The following is a 21533-nucleotide window of genomic DNA, read 5'->3' on the forward strand; positions in this document are numbered from 1 at the left end:
CCATGATTGTATTAGAGGTGAAAAACTTAAAAGTATGGGATATGAAAACGGATAAAGTCATCATTCATAACAGCTCATTCCAGTTAAAGCAAGGCAGCTGCCTCGCTATTGTAGGGGAAAGCGGGAGCGGCAAGTCTGTCACCTGCAGGTCGATTATGGGGTTAAATAAAGCCTGGCTGCGCCAATCTGGAGATATCGTATTTAAAGGTGAACATCTAAATCATCTTTCTGAACATGAAATGAGAAAAAAAAGGGGAAAGCAACTAGGTATGATTATGCAAAATGGGATGAGCGCATTCGATCCATCGTGTGTAATTGGCGTTCATTTGAAGGAAACCCTCTATGAACATTTTGGATGGAGTACGAACGAAATCGTTGAACAAATGAAAAAAGCTATGGCAAGTGTGATGTTAAACAATCCGATTGAAATGATGAATAAGTATCCACATCAGCTATCGGGGGGCATGCTGCAGCGAGTTATGATTGCGCTCGCATTAGTACTGGAGCCCGACATTATTATTGCAGATGAGCCAACAACGGGTCTGGATACCATTTCACAATTTGAAGTGGTTGAACAATTTATGCAATTGCGTGAGCGAATGGGCTGCTCGATGATCTTTATTTCTCATGACCTCGCTGTTGTAAAAAAAATGGCTGATGACGTTTTGGTCATGAAGGATGGAGAGATCGTCGAACAAGGGAGCATCCGAGCTGTTTTTTCAGAACCAGCGCATGAATATACTAGACATTTGTTGTCTACTAGATTGGCGCTGAGTAATCATTTTAAGCTGATCATGGGGGAGGGTTGAACCATGCTGAAAATTGATCATGTGGATAAATCATATGTAAAAGGCGGTTTTTTTTCGAAAAAGAGAAAAAAAGTGTTGAATGATATTAGTTTTGAATGTGGAGCGGGTGAATGTCTCGGTATTATTGGAGAAAGCGGCAGCGGAAAATCAACATTAGGGCGTTTGTTATTAGGCATTGAAAAGCCTGATCGAGGCAGCGTTTTATTTGATGGCAAGAGTGTAGCAGATAGAAAAGTGCGCTTTGGCAACATTAGCGCGGTATTTCAAGATTATAAGTCGTCCATTAACCCTTTTTTTACGGTTGAAGATGCCATTATGGAGCCAATAAAAAGTTATAAAAAAAAACATAGTATGGTTGATACGTTGTTAAATCAAGTTGGATTACATCCATCCTATAAAAAAAAGTATCCACATGAACTATCAGGTGGAGAGGTACAGAAGGTATGTATTGCAAGAGCCATCTCCACAGAACCAAAATGCATTGTGTTAGATGAAGCAATCAGCTCATTGGACGTATCAGTTCAAACCCAAGTGCTTGATTTATTAAAAGATTTAAAAAAAATGTACAACATGAGTTATGTATTTATCACACATGATATACAGGCTGCGGCCTATATTTGCGATAGAGTCCTTATTTTTAGAAATGGTCAAATTGAAGAAATAGTGAGAATCGAACAATTAAAAGACGTTAAGTCGGAATATGCGAAAAAATTGTTGCAGATGCATATCACTTTTTAGCTGGAAAAGTTCTGGAGAATCGAATAGTTGCATGCAGAAGTTAGGAGGAAGGAAAGTTGTGAGTGGAGCATTATCTTGGCCTTTTATACGATTATATATGCTGGCTCTTCTTTATTTCAGCGGCAATTCCATATTAAATGTCATGATACCTTTGCGCGGAGAGTCGCTCGGAGCCAGCAACACAACGATCGGTTTAATCATGGGTGCGTATTTGTTCACTACCATGTTCTTTCGACCGTGGGCAGGCCGAATTATTCAAATGCACGGTCCGATAAAAGTGCTGCGCATTATTCTTATCGTCAATGGTTTTGCTTTAATCCTCTATACGATTACGGGTTTAGAGGGTTATTTAATTGCCCGTATTTTACAAGGTGTTTCAACCGCTTTTTTCTCAATGGCATTGCAGATTGGCATCATTGATTCACTGCCAGAGAAGGATCGCTCCCAAGGCATTTCACTTTATTCTTTATTTACGTATATGCCGGGTATCCTTGGTCCTGTTCTGGCTTTGGGCATTTGGCAAACGGGGGATATGAATTATTTTACGATGGTCATGATTGCGATTGCGATATTTACTGGGGTGTTCGGCTATGGTACCAAAATGGATCAAGGAAGCGAACAGACTGCTGCAAAACAGACTGGGCAGTCAGAAAGTATGTTTAAATCATTCGGTCAGTTAGTAACTAACCCATTCTTGTTTAAGTGCAGCATATTGATGTTAGTAGCTTCAATGGTATTTGGAGCAGTTACCACCTTTATTCCTTTATACGCATCGGAATTAAAAAACGGCAATGCTGGAATCTATCTTATGCTTCAAGCGGCTACCGTTGTTTTGGCTCGTTTTGCTTTAAGAAAAAAGATTCCTTCGGACGGTAAATGGCATTCATCGTTTATGATGGGGAATATGCTCCTTTTGACATTGGCGGCGCAATGTGTGAGCTTTTCTATAACGGGAGGAACAATTTTTTTCTATTTGGGTTCGATTTTAATGGGAACGGCTCAGGCGCTCATCTATCCTACATTAACAACCTATTTAACTTTTGTTTTGCCGCAGAAGAGCCGCAATGTGTTAATCGGACTTTTTATTGCTATGGCTGATTTAGGGATTTCGCTGGGCGGCGTTATTATGGGGCCAATAGCTGATTTCACCTCATATTCTATGATGTATATGATTTGTGCTGGCTTAGGTGCGACGATGATCATCCTTGCATATGATCGAGGGAAAGTGTCATAAATTAAAAGATTGACCCTTTTGTGATCCGAGCAAAAGGGTTTTTGTTGTGTTTTATTTTAGTATTTTTTCGCGTCGTTTACGCGTTTTTTTTTTTCGTTTCTTACTGGTATCTGAACAAAAGTAAAATTCTATACTTTGTTATTATTCATGAGGCTTTCGGTTGCTTCCTCGCGGTGTTAATCTTCAATCTTGCATTTTGAATTCTCTTTACAGGGGAGTGCAGGTCTGCTAGAATAGCAAAATCCGATTGTTAACCTAAATTATTAATTTAAGGTTAACAATTAAAAATAATGGATGGTGATCATTTGTGATAACAGATATCGAACGGCTTGCTGCTATGAATAAGAACCACCTATGGCATCCTTTTACTCAAATGAAAGATTACAATAACGCTGATCCACTCATCATTGAACGCGGAGAAGGCATCATGCTATATGACGTCCAAGGACGCGCTTATTATGATGGTTTCTCATCCGTTTGGCTCAATGTACATGGACACAATGTGCCGGAGCTAAATCAGGCGATTACAGAACAGTTAGGGCGAGTAGCCCATTCCACACTTCTCGGTATGGCTAATGTTCCGGCAATTGAGCTTGCAGAAAAATTGGTGGAAATTACACCGGAAGGACTAAACAAAGTGTTTTACTCCGATTCAGGAGCAACCGGTGTCGAGATCGCGATCAAAATGGCGTTTCAATACTGGCATAACAAGGGGATACGAGGTAAGACGAAGTTTGTAACGATGAACCAAGCGTACCATGGCGATACAATTGGCGCGGTAAGCGTCGGTGCCATTCCTCTGTATCATGACACTTTTCGCCCCATGTTGTTTTCTTCTTACACTATCCCATATCCCTATGCATATCGTCATGCAGGCGGTGAGACGCAGGCAATGGAAGATACGTTAGCGGCATTGCGTCATTTGCTTGAGACTAAGTCGGATGAAATTGCGGCACTTATTGTGGAGCCAATTGTGCAAGGGGCTGGGGGGATCATCGTTATGCCTTCAGGCTGTTTACGCCAGATGGCTGCGCTGTGCCGCGAGTATGGCGTACTGCTCATTGCTGACGAGGTGGCGACTGGTTTCGGTCGGACAGGCGCGATGTTCGCTTGTCATCTCGAAGATGTTTCACCTGATTTGATGGTGATTGGCAAAGGGCTGACCGGTGGGTATTTGCCTGTAGCAGCGACACTTGCAACTGACGAGGTGTATGAAGCGTTTTATGCTGATTATGAAGAGCAGAAAACATTTTTCCACGGTCATTCCTATACTGGCAACCCGCTTGGCTGTGCCGTTGCTTTGGCAAGCTTAAAGCTGTTTGAAGAGCGCAATATGATCGAAGGAGTTAGAGCAAAGGCGTCATTTGTCCAGCAAAAGCTTACAGCGCTAAAGGATTGCCAGCATGTCGGTGAAATCCGGCAAAAGGGTCTAATGATTGGAATAGAGCTCGTTCGCGACAAGGTTTCGCGAGAGCCGTATGACTGGGCAGATCGAATTGGAGTTCGCACAACCTTGCGGGCAAGAGAGCTCGGAATGCTAACAAGGCCGCTTGGCAATGTGATCGTCTTTATTCCTCCCCTCTCGAGTAATGTTGCTGAACTGGATGCCATGACAAATATTTTGATGGAATCGATACTTCACATCACGGAAGGGGTATGAGTACTTTGAACATGTTTAACGAGGATACGATACGCGGATTATTTGTGACAGGTACAGATACAGCCGTCGGGAAGACGGTAATAACGGCAGCCATTACCGCTATGCTTCGTGCTGAAGGAATGAATGTTGGGGTCTGGAAGCCGATTCAAACCGGTGCGCGTCTTGGCAGCGGACTTACCGATGCTGAGCGGCTGATTAGAAGCACGGGAATCAACGAACGACCTGAAGCAGTTGCGCCATTTACATTTGAAGCTCCACTTACGCCAATGCTCGCAGCTAAGCAAGCAGGTAAGATACTTACGATGAAGGAGCTAATTGCCGCTGGTTTACCGCTCACAAAACAATACGAAGCACTGCTCATTGAAGGTGCTGGCGGCGTTGCCGTGCCACTGACCGATGGCAACCTCATGGTGGATCTCATTGCGGAACTCCGAATTCCTGCTCTAATAGTAGCCCGTTCCAGCCTCGGGACAATTAACCATACCCTTCTGACCGCTTCATTCCTTCAACATCGGGGAGTGCCTATTGTTGGCGTCATACTGAACGATGGTGAATTAGTGGAAACAGATGACGATCCGAGTGTTGCTACGAATGCACAACTAATTGAACAATACAGCGGCCTTAAGGTTCTCGGTCGGTTTCCTCGTTTGCATACCGAAGAGACTACACAGATGCTGATACATACCTTACAAAAATCGATACAATTCGCGCCTATTAGAGAGGCACTTGCAGTTAAACCTATGGGAGGATGATAGAGATGAAAACAATTAAAGTAGAGATGGATTGGCAATCGCTTGCCCAAAAAGCATTGCATGGAGAATGTTTAACGATAGATGAGGGGCTCGCTGTGCTTGAAGCTGCTGATGATGAGCTGCTACTGCTCATGCAAGCAGCGTTTACGGTGAGAAAACATTTTTACGGCAAAAAAGTGAAGCTGAATATGATCATTAACGCCAAAAGCGGCCTTTGCCCCGAGGATTGCGGCTATTGCTCGCAATCGATTGTTTCGACGGCCCCAGTTAAAAAATACTCCCTGCTTGATAAAGACACATTGCTTTCAGGTGCACGTGAAGCGATGGCGCGTAAAGCTGGAACCTATTGTATTGTTGCGTCCGGGAAAGGCCCAACAAACAGGGAGCTAGACCAAGTGGTGGCTGCAGTAAAAGAAATTCGTCAAACGATGCCTCTAAAAATTTGCGCATGTTTGGGTATTCTTGGGGATGATCAAGCTAGGCGACTTGCAGAAGCTGGCGTACATCGATACAACCACAACTTGAACACCAGTAAAGCCAACTACCCCTCCATTACGACGACCCATACTTACGATCAACGCGTTGAAACGGTGGAGAAGGTAAAGACATACGGAATGTCCCCCTGCTCTGGCGTCATTATCGGCATGGGTGAGACAAATCAGGAAATTGTCGAAATGGCATATGCTCTGCGCGAACTAGATGCGGATTCAATTCCGATCAATTTTCTGAATGCTATACCGGGAACACCACTAGAACACGCAGGCCGCACGCCATCGATGAAAGCGTTGAAGGTACTAGCGCTGTTTCGTTTTATATGTCCTTCTAAAGAAATCCGTGTGGCAGGCGGCCGAGAGGTCAACCTTCGTACGTTGCAGCCTTTATCTCTGTACGCCGCGAATTCACTTTTTGTAGGGGATTATTTAACGACAGCAGGCCAAGACATATCGGCTGATCATCAAATTATTGAGGATTTGGGCTTTGAGATTGAATTAAATGCCCTATAAGGCGGTGCCGACAATGGATTGGATGGAAAATGAACTAGAATTATTGGCTAATGCTTCGTTGGAGCGATCTTTGCGTGCAAGCGGCTCCGTCCTCGGATCACCTGGTTATACGATGCGCGGAGAACGAACGCTGCTCAATTTGTCCTCTAATGACTACCTCGGACTCGCCCAGCATCCTGCCATATTTGAAGTGATGCGTGAGACCCTGCTTACTGAAGGAGCTGGTTCAGGTGCTTCACGCCATGTGACAGGCAACCGATTACCTTATGGTTGTCTAGAAGAAGAACTAGCAGATTGGCAAAACTGTGAAGCAGCTTTAGTTTTTGCAAATGGTTATATGGCTAATTCTGGTGTTATTAGTGCACTTGTTGGCCGAGGAGATGTTGTTTTCAGCGATCAGTTGAACCACGCGAGTATTGTGGACGGCATTGTACTCAGCCGTGCGGAGCACGCCCGGTATCGCCATAACGACATGGAACATTTACGTACGCTATTAAATAAGTATCGTGATAAACGGCGTAAGCTGATCGTTACAGACGCTATTTTCTCTATGGATGGTGAAATGGCACCATTGCGTGAACTTGTTGCGCTCAAACGGGAGTACGGAGCGATGCTTATGGTGGATGAGGCACATACTGGGGGGATTTACGGAGGGCGAGGCGAAGGATTGTGCCATGAACTCGGATTGCAGCATGACATTGATGTTCATATGGGAACATTCAGTAAATCGTTCGGTATCTACGGCGCTTATATTTGTGGCAGCCGCTTGCTAATACGATGGCTGGTGAACAAGGCTAGACCGCTCCTATATTCCACTGCGCTGCCTCCTTCTATCGTTGCTGGTATTTCAAAGGCGTTAGTTTTGGTAAAAGAGGAACACTGGCGTCGAGAAAGGCTGTATGCAGCAAGCAAATTATTTCGTTCCTCACTTAGTGATGCGGGGTTTAACATCGGTTCCGGAAATTCCCAAATTGTACCCTTAATCGTAGGCTCTAACGATATGGCTTTACGCTTCAGCGGGGCTCTTGAAGAAGAGGGAATCACAGCGGTTGCTATCCGTCCACCTACTGTGCCTAATGGAACAGCGCGTATTCGCTTTTCCTTGTCAGCTGTTCATACAGATAAGGAATTATTAAATGCAGCCGCACGCATTCATTCAATCGGACTTCGACTAGGAGTGTTGAGTCTATGATAAGTAACGATCCAGTGAAACTTAAGCGACAGACAAGCGGCACTATTTTATGGTTATGCGGATGGAGTATGCCAGATGCGGTTTTCGACCGGATTCGTGAGTTTCTTCCGGATTTTCATCATGTTTCTGTTGATTACAGTGATGCCGGTTCTTCAGATAAAATGCTGCTCCTGACTGAAATGGCAGTAGACAACGCGATGGCTTCCCATAGTCCGTTATTAATCGGAGGTTGGTCTCTTGGCGGTTTACTCGCACTGAGACTCGCGGCCAAAGGACTCGCTGATGGTCTTGTGTTATTTGGAGCAACTGCTCGATTTACTCGAACAAAAGGTGAGTCTGATCTCGGATTTGCAGATATATATGTTAGGAAGATGATTACAGGGCTCAAACAGGACCGGCAAGGGATTGAATCAAGATTCCGAGAGCTCATGTTTTCGGATGCAGAAAGGGAAGACAAGCTAGACGAAAGCCTCCCCCCGATTGGCAGCTGGACAACCCCAGCGTTAATCGCAGGACTTCAAATTTTGCGAAGCGAGGAATGTTTGTCTCAACTGAAGAGCATCACTTGCCCGGTATTTATTGTGCACGGAACCGATGATTGTATTTGTCCTTACGGCGCTGCAGTGGAGCTTATGACCCAGCTGCCGAAAGCAAAGTTATTTACGATGCCAGCCTGCGGACATGCCTCTTTCTTGGGAAGGGAAGACCTAATAGCTAATGAACTGAGGAGATGGTGGCATGAGCAGCAGGATAAATGATATCCAGCGTCAATTTAACCGCAGTGCAAATTCGTATGACGCTCATGCTCATGTTCAGCGCATGATGTCAGATCAGCTTGAAAAAGCGTTCATAGGGTGGAAGAGCAAGCGCAGCATAGCCGCGCCCAACATTCTTGAGATCGGGTGCGGCACGGGGACATTGACTAAGATTCTAGTTAAAGAATGGCCTAGTGCAAGTATTAAAGCACTTGATATAGCTCCCGCCATGATCAAGCTGGCTGAACAACGTGTCTTATCAAATGAAGCGAACTGTGATGGCATCCTAAAAAATACTTCAGATCGTATAAGCTTTATACAGGCGGATGTTGAATTATGGGCAGCTGACGCTCAGGCATCCTCTTATGATCTCATCGTCTCCAACGCCTGTTTTCAGTGGCTGAGCAATCCAAGGGAAACACTTACTCACCTTCGGCGAATGCTTCGTCCTGGAGGCTTGCTCATATTCGCGACATTCGGGCCTGCTACATTTTGCGAGATGCATTATGCATTTAATGAAGCTTATCGGGCGAGTGCAGTCGAGCCGCAACGGCACGGACTTTGGTTTCTATCGACAAATGAATGGAGCAGCTTGCTCAAGCAATCTGGTTTTTCTAGTATCCAACCCGAAAGCTCCATCCAGACGGAAAAGTATGCTTCAGCAAGGGATTTTCTTCACTCGGTAAAAGCGATGGGAGCTAGCACTTCAGAGGCTAATACGATGCGAGGTCTCAGTTCGAGGCGGTTGTTTGCCAACATGTATAAGGAATACGAGGAGAAGTTCAGCATACAGGGAGGCGTTGCTGCCAGTTATGAACTTCTATTGATTCAAGCATTAGCAAATGAGTAAATAAGTAAAATCACTAAGCGTAATAAAAGCATCCCCGTTTAGAGCATGGTATTCCATGTTATAGACGGGGCTGCTTTTTTATGAGCTTTAGGTTTAAACCCATATTTCATCAAGGACGGGTTTATTATCTTTTTCCAATCTAGTTCTAGCGATTATTATTTATTTTTCAATAAATCCCTCCGAGCAAAATACTGGTCATTGGATAGTAGAGCATAGCTCAGAACCAATAAAAAAACTAAAACTAAAAATAATACCAACACAAAATGTAAGCATTTTCGGATAGGCAATGAAAAGGACAAAAATGTATAAAGTTTGTCATAAGGCCTGATTTTATAGGGTGATATGATGAAATTGTAAAAAATTCATGGCGCATCTTGTTTAAATTGGAGGGGATTCGTTTGAATAATATGCTTCTTGTGGATGAAGAGTCAGACATAGCAAAAGAAATGAAGATGAATGTAGAGCATTATGAATACGTTCGAATTTTGCTAGAGCATTATCGAACAAGTATGCCTGTGCTTCAGGAATCATTTCTAGCATCGCTGCTTACCCGAAAACTGACAAGCCAGCAAATTGAAGAAAAATCAATGAATTATGATATTCAGCTGCGCGGCTCTCAGTATGTTGTAGCTATCATCGCTCTTTATCCTACAGAAGATGCAAAAGGATACTCCTCTTCCTTGTTAAGACACTCACGTGGTGTGGATTATTTGATTCAAGCTGTTTTGAATAGAACGCGAGAAGTATGGGAAATCAATTCGCTTGGGAAAGTGTTTATTTATCAAGAAAGCATTGCTTTGCTGGCCATCGATAATGGGCAGCACAAGGAGCATTGGTTTTCGATTATGCAAGCAGCGCTTGCGGCAATTCTTGAGCGGATTGTGCAAGAGTTGAAGCTGAATATCACGATTGGCGTTGGCTCGCGCGTTACAGATATTGCCGATGTACATCATTCTTACCGGGAGACGCTTATTGCACTAGACTATCGTCTTGTTATGGGGTCCAAGAAGGTTATCTATTTTCACAATATTGAAGATTATGAGAGCGAACAACTTCGATTCGACGATCTGAAGGGGCAAGCTTTAAGGAACAGTTTGAAGATGGGGACGACCGAAGAGCTATCTGAAGCAGTTGATACGATATTCGATGAACTGTTTGAAAGTAAATTTGCTTTGCAGGATATTCAAATCTATTTATTTGAGGTATTGACGGTAATATTGCGTACAGCGAAAGAGGCTGATATTGATCTTGACGGTCTGTTAGGTACAAGTATTCAACTGCATGCGGAAATGTATAGATTGCCGGGTTTAAGAGAGGCAAAACGGTGGATTTATGATATATGCATTGAAATGAAGATGAAGATTTCCAGCCAGCGGAAGCATGTATATAAAGATATTGTCGAAGAAGCCATTCAGTACACGAAAGATCATTTTATGAATCCAGCTTTATCCATTCAAGAGGTTTGCTCATTCCTGCACATTAGTACAGGCTATTTCAGTCGTGTATTTAAAAAAGAAGTAAAACTAACCTATGGACAATATGTCATGCACATTCGGATAGAGGCTGTTAAGCAAATGCTTCGTTTAACAGAGCTTAAAGCTTCTGAGATTGCAGATCGCGTAGGGATAACCGATCCCAAATATTTAGGTTATTGCTTTAAGAAGCATGTCGGAATTTCGCTAACGGAGTATCGAAGTAGAATTACGGAAATCCCTAGTGAAACATGAGTGATTCATCGTTGCACACCATATCCGTTTTATAACAATAGATTAGAATTTCCAGACAAGACGTGAGAATTGTGGGTTCGAATAACAATCATTCTTCTACATAATAGGTCGAGAAGTTAAAAAATGAATTTGGGGGAATTTTGGATGAAAAAGAAATGGGTTCTTGCGTTACTGACAGGTATGATGTTGACGGCTGCAGCATGCAGCAACGATGGAGGAAATACTGATGGAGAAAAAAAGGAAAGCATACAGATCGGAGCAGCTATTTACAAATTTGATGATACCTTTATGACGGGTGTGCGCAATGCAATGCTGGAGTCAGCGAAGAATGAAGCGAAATTAGATGTTGTGGACAGCCAAAACTCGCAACCGACGCAAAATGAGAAGGTGGATTTATTTATTTCGAAAAAGTACGATGCGCTTATTATTAATCCAGTTGATCGTACAGCTGCGGGCGTCATAATCGATAAAGCGAAAGACGCCAATATGCCAGTCGTATTCTTGAATCGCGAGCCGATTGCAGAAGACATGGAAAAATGGGATAAGGTGTACTACGTCGGTGCTAAAGCAGAGGATTCAGGAACGATTTCGGGGCAATTAATTAGCGATTATTGGAAAGCAAACCCAAGCGCGGATAAGAACGGTGACGGCAAGCTGCAATACGTGATGTTAACTGGTGAGCCTGGGCATCAAGACGCGGAGCTTCGTACAAAGTATTCTGTTGAGGCTATTGTGGACGCAGGCATAGAGGTTGAAGAGCTTGCTAAAGATACAGCGATGTGGGACCGAGTCAAAGGACAAGAAAAAATGCAAGCATTTCTAGCATCAAATGGAGATAAAATCGAAGCAGTTCTTTCTAATAATGATGATATGGCGCTTGGCGCGATTGAAGCGTTGAAAGCATCGGGTTACTTCAAAGGTGATAAGTACATTCCGGTTGTTGGTGTAGATGCAACAGCTCCGGCTATTCAAGCCTTGAAGGACGGAACGATGCTGGGTACGGTACTGAATGACGCGAAAAACCAAGGAGCAGCATCTGTTGCGATTGCTACAGCTCTTTCCAAAGGCGAGACGCCAACAAAAGAAAATATTGGTTTTGAAATTACAGATAATAAATATGTATGGATTGCTTATAAGAAAATCACAAATGCGAACATAGCAGACGCGGAATAATGAAATAAAGATGAGGGACAGCGGTATCCCGCTGTTTCCTCTTAACTTATTCGTTGGTTCTTGACAGGAGGATATGAAATGGAGCAGCAATATGTTCTGGATATGCGAGGAATTTCAAAAGGCTTTCCAGGGGTACAAGCGCTCAGCAATGTTACGCTAAAAGTGAAGCCTGGAACTGTACATGCCCTTATGGGTGAAAACGGGGCAGGTAAATCAACGCTAATGAAGTGCTTATTCGGCATTTATAGGCCGGATGAAGGTGAGATTTTTATAAACGGTCGTAAAACAACGATTCATAACTCGAATGAGGCTCTAAAAAGCGGTATTTCCATGATTCATCAGGAGCTTCATCCTGTACCGCATCGTAATGTAATGGAAAATATTTGGCTTGGCCGGTTTCCGGAAATAGGTTTTGGTCCAATTAAGTTTATTCATGAAAAGAAAATGTACGAAGACACATTGCATTTATTCAAAGATCTTGAGGTCGATATAGATCCTCGAGTGCGAACGGGGACGCTGTCTGTTTCAAAAATTCAAACGCTGGAAATTGCGAAAGCGGTTTCTTTTCATTCGAAGCTTATTGTAATGGATGAGCCGACTTCCTCTTTGACTGGCAATGAGGTTGAACAGCTATTCAACATTATCAATAGTTTGCGGAAACGCGGTGTATCTATTATTTATATTTCTCACAAAATGGAAGAAATCTTGCGCATCTCTGATGAAGTGACGATCATGCGTGATGGTCATTATATTGGTACATGGCCTTCAAGTGAGCTAACGACAGACCTCATTATTACGAGAATGGTCGGTCGTGATTTGAAAGAACGCTTTCCTGAACGAACGAATGTGCCTGGCGGCACAATGATGAAGGTAGAAGGTCTATCGTCCTCTAATCCCAAGTCGTTTCAGAATATTAGCTTTGAGCTTAGGAAAGGGGAAATTCTCGGCTTAGGTGGCTTGGTTGGCGCTCAACGAACAGAGCTGATTGAAGCCTTATTTGGACTTCGGAGCGTTGTCTCCGGCAAAATCTCCATAAACGGGAAGCCAGTGAATTTAAAAACACCATCTGAAGCGAAAAAGAATAAAATTGCCCTTCTGACCGAAGAAAGGCGAGTAACGGGGATTTTTCCTGTGTTATCGGTTTATGAGAACACGATTATCGCGAATTTATCTCGTTACCAAAATAGGTTTGGGCTGTTGAATGAAAGAAAAGGACGAGTTGATGCAGCGGATAATGTTGAAAAGTTTGGAACAAAAACACCGTCTGTTCATCAACAAATTCGTTATTTATCAGGAGGAAATCAGCAAAAAGTACTCTTGGCAAGATGGCTGCTTACAGAACCAGATATATTGCTGCTGGATGAGCCTACTCGTGGTATTGATGTTGGCGCTAAATTTGAAATTTATACGATTATTACCGAGCTTGCAAAGCAAGGGAAAAGCATTATTATGATCTCCTCGGAAATGCCTGAGCTGCTTGGGATGTCTGACAGAATTATGGTCATGAGCGAAGGCAAATTGACAGGCATTGTAGAGGGTAAGTCAGTAACAGAGCAAGAAATTATGCGCCTAGCTGCGCAGCAACGTTCGGTCGTATCAGGGGGTAAACGTAATGAACACGCAATTACTGTTTAAAGTGAAAGACTATTTAATGCAACGAGCGATTTTTGTGGTGTTGATTATGATTGTTATTGGCATCGCAGTGGCAGATCCTAACTTTTTAGCCTTTTCTACGCTTAGAGATATATTGCAGCAGTCTTCGACTAAGCTAATTATTGCAATTGGCGCGGCATTTATTCTAATAACTGGCGGCACAGATTTGTCATCTGGACGAGTTGTTGGACTGACGGCAGTTATTTCGGCATCGATGCTGCAAATTGATACGTACGCCAACCGATTTTACCCGGACTTGCCGCAGCTTTGGGTGGTAGCTCCGATTTTAATAGGCATTGCAGTTGGTTTGCTTGTTGGATTAATAAACGGTTTTATCGTAGCAAAACTTCATGTACCACCCTTTATTGCAACGCTAGGAACAATGGTAGGAATCTACGGTATCAATAGCCTTTACTTCGATATGAAGCCGAATCAATCGCAGCCGATTGGCGGTCTTAGAGATGATTTTAAAGCGTGGGGTTCGGGATATATCGATCTTGGAGGCGGCTATACGATCCCGTATATTGTGCTTATTGCGCTCGCTGTAGCACTTATCTGTTGGGTTGTATTTAATAAGACTCGACTCGGCAAAAACATGTATGCAATTGGAGGAAACGTCCATGCGGCACATGTTTCCGGCATTAATGTCGCTCGAAATCTCATTTATATTTATGCTATTTCGGGAGCGTTGTATGGTCTTGCTGGTGTACTTGAAGCAGCTCGAACAGGCGGAGCTACGAATAACTACGGAAACATGTATGAATTAGATGCCATTGCGGCATGCGTAGTTGGCGGGGTGTCAACTGCCGGCGGGGTGGGCAAAATCCAAGGCGTAGCGGCAGGAGTATTAATCTTTGGTGTAATCAACTACGGATTAACGTATATCGGTGTTAGTCCCTATTATCAGTTAATTATTAAAGGACTCATTATAGTTGCAGCCGTCGCTTTTGATATTCGAAAATATATGGCGAAAAAATAATTTATATATTCAGCGTATTAAAAAGGGGGTGATGAATGTATTGCTTAATAGCAAGTACACGATGAATCAAAGGAATGTTTATCACTCACAGCCTTGGCGATTGCCATGGCTATTAAAGGCATACATTCCTTAATTGATTGGTGATTGCGTTTCACAAAAATTGACAGCGCAATCATTTTGAGGTAACCAGCTTTGTGAATCGTGTGGGGCAAGGTAATAGAGGATTTATAAAAAAACGTGTTACTTGAGGATGTTACTATTTTTGGGAGGGTTGAAATTGGGTATTAAAAAACACGCAAAAAAAATGATGGTGTCCTGCTTGGCATTTTCGCTAGTAGGATCGATGTTCGCTGGCTTGCCGAATGCTGTCTCGGCAGCACCAAGTGCAACTGAAATTAAGTTAAGTCCAGACAAGATGAAGAAATCATGGGATGGCTGGGGAACGTCATTAGTATGGTTTGCTAATGCAACTGGCGGCTGGGAAAACGAGCAAGCGAAAAATGATTTGGTGGATGCATTATATGGCAAAGAGGGACTTAATTATAATATTGCCCGCTACAACATTGGCGGTGGCGATGATCCGACTCATAATCATATGCGCGAAGGGGCCGATGTTCAAGGCTTTTCAACCGAAGAGGGTCATTTCGATATTAACCGCGATGAAAAACAGCGTTGGTGGTTGCAGGAAGCATTGAAACGTAAACCTGAATTAATTATGGAGGCATTTTCCAATTCCGCGCCATACTATATGACCCACAGCGGTTGTACTGCTGGTAATCATAATGCTTGGGAGAATAACTTAAAAGAAGATTATTATGATGATTTCGCGGAATATTTAGCAGAGGTAGTTAAGCACTATAAAGATGATTTTGGAATAGAGTTTAATACTCTTTCACCAATTAACGAGCCCAATACAAATTACTGGGGGGCATTCAATCGTCAGGAAGGTTCGCATTGGGATCCTTGGGCACAGTCATGGATTATTTGGGAAGCTCGACAAAAGCTGATTGAAAAAGGTTTGAATAATGTTGGCATTTCAGCAATGGAAGAATCCGTAATCGATACTTTCCTGGAAAATTGGAGCCATTATAATGATGATGCAAAAAACAGCATTTCTCAAATGAACGTTCATGCTTATGGAGGTTCAAAAAGATTTGAAGTGCGTCAGCTTGCTGAAAAGGAAAATAAAAAGCTATGGATGTCAGAAGTTGATTTAGGACCAAGCGGTATTGCTCATAATCATGATGATATCGAACCGGCATTAGCGCTGGCTGATCAAATTATGGTAGATATTAAATGGTTTGAACCTCAGGCATGGGTAATATGGCAAGCTATTGAAAGCGAGCAAAATATGCAATCAGACAAAGAGAATATGAACTGGGGTCTGATTCACGCAGATTTTGATACAGAACAATGGTGGTATACAAAAAAATATTACGCGATGGCGCAATTTAGTAAATTCATTCCGCAAGGCTCGAAATTTTTTGAGAATAGCGACGGTGATGGAAGGTCATTAACGGCTTATAACGAAGCGACTGGGGAAACGGTTATCGTTTACCGCAACCCGGATCAAGGCAGCAGACAAATGTCATTTGATCTTTCCAAGTTTGCAAAGCCGGGAAGCGAAGTATCCACTTATGTGACAACTTCAGAAAAAGATTTACAGGAAGGTAAATTAGAAGTTTTAGGAACTAAGCTTTATGCAAATGTAGAAGGAAAATCAATTACTACTTTTGTAATCAAAAATGCTCAGTACGTCGAAGGCCAAGATGCAGACGTTGCACAGATATTAAATGATTTAAAGGTAAGTATTGAACAGCATAAAGCAGCCTTGAATGAAGATGACCCGGATATTGCAGAGTTGGAAGCGCTAATTACAAAAGCTGACGACGCGCTTCAATCTGGCAGCAATGAACAAATATCTGATGCAATTGTTGAAATTAGCCTAAAATTCAAGGCTTTATTGTCTGAAGATGTTACAGGTGTTATACCACAACAAATGATGAGGGCATCGGCGACTAGCTCACAATCTGGAGAAGGCCCGGAGCTTACCATTGACGGTGATGTAAACACAAAATGGCATACGCCATGGGGCGATGATTACCAAGAAGCGCCGCACTCCGTTACGTATGAATTAGACAAGCTGTACAATGGCATAAACAAACTGGAGTATACGCCAAGACAAGACGAAAGTACGAATGGTACAGTTACTAAGTTTGAAATTGAAGCAAGTATTGACGGTGTGAATTATAACAAAATTGCAGAAGGAACATGGGATGCTGACAAAGCAATAAAAACAGCAACCTTTAATCCCGTCGAAGCGACTCATATTAAATTCACGGCATTAGCATCGCAAAGTGATGTTGGAAAACAGTTTGCATCTGCTGCTGAAATTAATTTGTACAGGGATTCAAATTTCAAACTAAATTCAGAGCAACTGGCTAAAGCAATAACGGATGCTGAACAATTTATTGCAACTTCGAATAAAGATGAAAATCTATTAGAACTATTGAAGCAGTATGTTGATGCTGGCAATGCATTATTGAAATCGGATTCATCCACGCAAGAAGAAATGAATCGTGCTGCTAATCAAATTAAGGATGAAATGATTAATTTGCAGAGAGATAGTTTCCAAGTTGAAGGAATCACAGTAAAGTACGCCCCAGAAGCACACTGGAGCACACCTGTAGAAAGCATGTTAGATGGTAATCGTGATACATTTTATGAAACGAATTGGGAAGACTGGGGCCGCAAATACCAAACTGGCGACTTTATCGTTCTTGACCTGAATAAAAGTAGAAAAGATATTAGTCAAATCCTCTACACACCAAGACAAGGTAAAGATAAAGAAAACGGTCGTATTAGACAATTCAAAATTTATACAAGCGATAAAGACCTGTCAAACGTTGAATTGACAGGTACGCAAAATGAGTTGGATCAACACTTTGAGTTGGCAGCAGTAGGCGGCCTTGATACAGGAAAAGATTATGATCAATCCGCTACTTTCACCTCAAAAACCGCACGTTACGTAGCTATTCAAGTTATCAAAACAGGCGGCAACAGCGCTACTTTATCGATAGGCGATTTGGCTGTATATCAAAAGTATGTAGGGGATATCGATACGAGTACGGTTCAAACTGCAAAAGAAAAGTTGGCCACACTTTACGAAGATATGGTTCCATATGTAAAAAATATTATGGACAATTATTTAAATGAACTTGAAGATACAGAAAATCTAACTTTAGAATCATTAGAACATTATAATTACTGGCTTAATGAATATTATAATTTCTATTCTAATCTTGGTCATGTAAGTACTATCAAAAATGGTGAAGTGTGGCTAGATACTGACGGTGTGCCGATTCAGGCGCATGGCGGAGGTATTATATATGACGAAAACACTAAAAAATACTATTGGTACGGAGAAGATAAAACGGAATCGAACATGGGTGCTGGTTATGTTCCGATGACAGGTGTACATGCTTACTCATCTACTGATCTTTATAATTGGAAAAATGAAGGCGTTGTATTGCCAGTATTTAATAATCCGTCTCTTGGTGATAGAACATACGATGGATTGACGGATGCTTCTAACATTCCAATGTATATTCATGAAGATGATGAATTGTATAAGGAATCGGGAGTAGGATTCGAATCTTGGCGACAAGAACAAAATTATGGGAAGCTTGATGATTGGAATTTCGTTCCGGAAAATGGAGTGGAAAAACGTTTTTATAATTTCGCTGGTAACATGAAATCACCAGTTCAAACACTTAAAAAACATAATACACGGGAACAAATTGCTGATTTGAATGCACTTTATAAAGATACTTCTATCGAAGAAAAACAAAGATTATACGGGCTGTTCAATTGGGATAAAGTTGTAGAACGACCAAAAGTTGTTTACAACGAGAAATATGATAATTATGTAATGTGGTGGCATCATGACGGTCCAATGTCGGGTAAATATTGGACAGCATCAGGTGGTGTAGCTGTAAGTAAATCTCCTATAGGTCCATTTAAAGTACTTGATATCGAAAGAATGCCAAATGATGGATGGGATCCTGACAAAAAGGGTGAAGGAGATGGTATGCTCCGTGATATGACCCTTTATGTAGATGATGATAAGGATAAAACAGCATATTTGGTCTATTCATCCGAAGGAAATGGGACTACCATCGTTCTAAAGCTGGATGATACTTATACACAACCAGCTCGTGATGAAAATGAAAATGCGATTTGGGCGAAAGCTCATAGCAACGGTAGAGAAGCGCCAACATTATTTAAACAAGATAATACGTATTATTCGATAACATCTGGTTTAACAGGCTGGAACCCAAATCCTGCTAAATATCATATTACAGGACATCCATTAACGTGGTGGTGGGAAGATAAAGGCGATCCATTCTGGGATGACTACAAAGGAACGACTCATGAGAGTCAAAGCACTTTCGTGCTGCCATACAGAGACAAAAATGGAAATATTGTAAAAGATAAATTTATCTTTATGGCGGATCGTTGGAATCCTGGAAACTTGAGTGACTCCAGATATATTTGGACCCCAATACACTTGGATAGTGAGAATAAACGCATTTCAATGAATTGGCTATCGGAATGGGATTATTCACAATTTGGAGATGCGCAAATAGAAAAGTACACAGTAACATTCAATAGTAATGGTGGTAGTGGTGTAGCTAGCATTAAAGCAAACTCAGATTCACCGATTTCTGAACCAGCAGCACCGAACAAGGAAGGTTACATTTTCATCGGTTGGTACAAGGATGAAACATTGAAGGAGCAATGGAATTTTGCAACGGATAAAGTAGCAGAACAAGATATCACGTTATATGCGAAATGGGAATCTAAATCTACGAATGTATTGGTAGAATCGATCAATCTGACTAGCACAAGTGGCAAAGCAGCAATAGAAGTGAAAGGCGGAAGCCTGAAGTTGACGGCTGAGCTGTTGCCAACGAACGCTTCCAACAAGAAGGTAGCTTGGACTGTCTATGAGACAGATGGCGTAACGGCAACGGACAAAGCAACGATCGATCAAAACGGGTTGTTGACTGCCGTGAAGGATGGCGCTGTAAAAGTAATCGCTACAGCAGCGGACGGTTCAAAGGTTCAAGGTGAGATCGTGATTGTCATCACGAATCAATCTGATGTCGAAGATATTTCAGTTACGTTTAATAGTAACGGCGGCAGCGAAGTGAAAACGACTAAAGCCAAACCGGGCACCGTACTTACGGAGCCAACAGCACCAACAAGAGCAGACTACGTGTTCATTGGCTGGTATAAAGACGAAGCTTTGAAGGAACAATGGAATTTTGCAACGGATAAAGCAGCAGAACAAGATATCACCTTATATGCGAAGTGGGAATCTGAATCTACAAATGTAAGGGTAGAATCGATCAGCCTGACTAGCGCAAGTGGCAAAGCGGTAATAGATGTGAAGGGCGGCAGCCTGAAGTTGACGGCAGAGTTGTTCCCAGTCAACGCTTCCAATAAGAAGGTAGCTTGGACTGTCTATGAGTCAGATGGCGTAACGATAACGGACAAAGCGACGATCGATCAAAACGGATTGTTGACTGCCGTGAAGGACGGCGCTGTAAAAGTAGTCGCAACTGCAACGGACGGATCAGAGGTTCGAGGTGAAAAAGCGATTGATATCACTAATCAAACTTCCAGCGGAGGAAACAACGGAGGTAGCGGCGGCGGTATTACAGAACCAGCACTCGAAAACCCAGCTTTATACGAGCCGAAGAAATCTGAGCTAACGATTGATTCCGCACTAAATAGCTTGACGGCTTCGCTTGATCGCAATCAACTTGCCAAAAAGGCAACGGAGTTTTTAAAAGCGGAACAAGCTGGTTCCATTCTAACGATTGATGTTCCTGGAAATCACAAGCGTTACGAAGTGCGAATTCCCTTGGACGCTTTGAGTGGATTAGCCGCAAACAAGCCGAATACGATCCTATCGATCCGCAGCAAGTTTGGAAGCTACGAATGGCCGGTGTCTATGTTAAACAGCAAGGATATGAAAGGCAAAGTAGATGCTGAAGCTGTGTTAATTGTAAGCATGGTAAAAGCGAACGAGGATAAGCTGCAGCAATTGGATGCAGCCCTATCCGGCAATGGAATGAAGCGTATAAGCGACATTATCGACTATAAAGCAACGCTTAAAACGAAAGATGCGGAATACGATAATCATTCCATCGGTTATACCGAGCGTACTTTAACCGTAGACAAAGTAATTCGCAATTTCAATGAAGCAACAGTCGTGTCGTATGACCCTGAAACGGGAGCCATTCGATTTGTACCGGCGGTGTTTACCGTTATGGATGGCAAAACTGAAGCAACAATCAAGCATTACTCGAATGGCATGTATGTCATCATTGAAGGCAATAAAACATTCGAAGATATGCGCGGACACTGGGCACAGAAGGATGTAGAAGCACTCGCTTCTAAGCTGATCGTAAATGGGAAAACGAATCATGTTTATGATCCGGAAGGGAAAGTGACACGTGCAGAATTTGCATCGCTGCTTGTAAGAAGCTTGGGCTTAAATAATATTGGCGCTGAGCAGGCATTTGACGATGTAGCAGCTGCGAAATGGTATGCCGCAGATGTAAGTATTGCGGTTCAGTACGGCTTGGTGCAAGGAGTAGGCAACAACAAGTTCAACCCTGATGCATTCATCACAAGAGAGCAAATGGCTGTTATGATTATGAAAGCTGTTCAGCTCGTTCAAGGTGATGCAAGTGCTGGATCGAATTCATCAAGCACTTCGTTAGCTGCATTTGCTGATCAAGACCAGCTATCGGGCTTTGCCCGTGAAGCGGTTCAATCGGTAATAGATGCAGGCATTATGAATGGCAAATCGGAAAGCACGATTGCGCCTAAAGATACAGCAAGCCGTGCTCAGACAGCAGTTATGCTGAAACGAGCATTGAGCTTTCTTAAGCTGATTAATTCCTAAAGGATGTAGAATGACTTATAGCCGG

At 42.6% G+C, this 21533-nt stretch carries 14 protein-coding genes; all 14 read left to right on the plus strand.

The features are described 5' to 3' along the window. The first annotated feature begins 2 nt into the window (after positions 1 to 2). The 14 genes from cntD (at position 3) to BK120_RS00525 (ending at position 21508) form a co-directional block, all read left to right on the plus strand. Positions 3 to 809: a staphylopine uptake ABC transporter ATP-binding protein CntD gene (gene cntD / locus BK120_RS00460; protein ID WP_076265514.1), complete on the plus strand. Its 807-nt coding sequence runs from the start codon at positions 3 to 5 to the stop codon at positions 807 to 809. A gap of 3 nt (positions 810 to 812) precedes the next feature. Further along, the gene (locus tag BK120_RS00465) at positions 813 to 1547 is read left to right on the plus strand and encodes an ABC transporter ATP-binding protein (RefSeq protein WP_076265515.1); all 735 of its coding nucleotides are present in this window, start codon (positions 813 to 815) and stop codon (positions 1545 to 1547) included. A gap of 58 nt (positions 1548 to 1605) precedes the next feature. Next, positions 1606 to 2781, plus strand: coding sequence for a staphylopine family metallophore export MFS transporter CntE (gene cntE / locus BK120_RS00470; RefSeq protein ID WP_076265516.1), 1176 nt, complete (start codon positions 1606 to 1608; stop codon positions 2779 to 2781). A gap of 337 nt (positions 2782 to 3118) precedes the next feature. Next, entirely contained in the window at positions 3119 to 4441 is a 1323-nt protein-coding gene (gene bioA, locus BK120_RS00475) for an adenosylmethionine--8-amino-7-oxononanoate transaminase (protein WP_218639578.1), read from the plus strand. 11 nt (positions 4442 to 4452) lie between these two features. Continuing rightward, positions 4453 to 5193 carry a dethiobiotin synthase gene (gene bioD, locus BK120_RS00480; protein WP_076266076.1) on the plus strand — a complete coding sequence of 247 codons (741 nt, stop codon included), beginning with the start codon at positions 4453 to 4455 and terminating at the stop codon, positions 5191 to 5193. A 5-nt stretch (positions 5194 to 5198) separates the two neighbouring features. After that, the gene (gene bioB / locus BK120_RS00485) at positions 5199 to 6197 is read left to right on the plus strand and encodes a biotin synthase BioB (RefSeq protein ID WP_076265518.1); all 999 of its coding nucleotides are present in this window, start codon (positions 5199 to 5201) and stop codon (positions 6195 to 6197) included. A gap of 13 nt (positions 6198 to 6210) precedes the next feature. Then, the gene (gene bioF, locus BK120_RS00490; RefSeq protein WP_179089712.1) at positions 6211 to 7389 is read left to right on the plus strand and encodes an 8-amino-7-oxononanoate synthase; all 1179 of its coding nucleotides are present in this window, start codon (positions 6211 to 6213) and stop codon (positions 7387 to 7389) included. After that, positions 7386 to 8147, plus strand: a complete 762-nt coding sequence (locus BK120_RS00495; protein ID WP_076265520.1) for an alpha/beta fold hydrolase — start codon at positions 7386 to 7388, stop codon at positions 8145 to 8147. Before bioF ends, BK120_RS00495 begins: the two co-directional genes overlap by 4 nt. Continuing rightward, positions 8128 to 8994, plus strand: a complete 867-nt coding sequence (gene bioC / locus BK120_RS00500; RefSeq protein WP_076265521.1) for a malonyl-ACP O-methyltransferase BioC — start codon at positions 8128 to 8130, stop codon at positions 8992 to 8994. The genes BK120_RS00495 and bioC overlap by 20 nt, the downstream gene beginning before the upstream one ends. Positions 8995 to 9401: 407 nt before the next feature. Continuing rightward, on the plus strand, positions 9402 to 10721 hold the full coding sequence (locus BK120_RS00505) for a helix-turn-helix domain-containing protein (RefSeq protein ID WP_256710776.1): 1320 nt from the start codon (positions 9402 to 9404) through the stop codon (positions 10719 to 10721). A 144-nt stretch (positions 10722 to 10865) separates the two neighbouring features. Then, entirely contained in the window at positions 10866 to 11894 is a 1029-nt protein-coding gene (locus BK120_RS00510; RefSeq protein ID WP_076265523.1) for a galactose ABC transporter substrate-binding protein, read from the plus strand. Positions 11895 to 11972: 78 nt separating this feature from the next. Next, positions 11973 to 13529, plus strand: a complete 1557-nt coding sequence (locus BK120_RS00515; protein WP_076265524.1) for a sugar ABC transporter ATP-binding protein — start codon at positions 11973 to 11975, stop codon at positions 13527 to 13529. Continuing rightward, positions 13507 to 14526, plus strand: coding sequence for a galactose/methyl galactoside ABC transporter permease MglC (mglC, locus tag BK120_RS00520; protein ID WP_076265525.1), 1020 nt, complete (start codon positions 13507 to 13509; stop codon positions 14524 to 14526). The genes BK120_RS00515 and mglC overlap by 23 nt, the downstream gene beginning before the upstream one ends. Positions 14527 to 14803: 277 nt before the next feature. Then, positions 14804 to 21508, plus strand: a complete 6705-nt coding sequence (locus BK120_RS00525; protein ID WP_076265526.1) for an InlB B-repeat-containing protein — start codon at positions 14804 to 14806, stop codon at positions 21506 to 21508. Positions 21509 to 21533: the final 25 nt, after the last annotated feature.

This window comes from Paenibacillus sp. FSL A5-0031, from assembly GCF_001956295.1.
Classification (GTDB): domain Bacteria; phylum Bacillota; class Bacilli; order Paenibacillales; family Paenibacillaceae; genus Pristimantibacillus.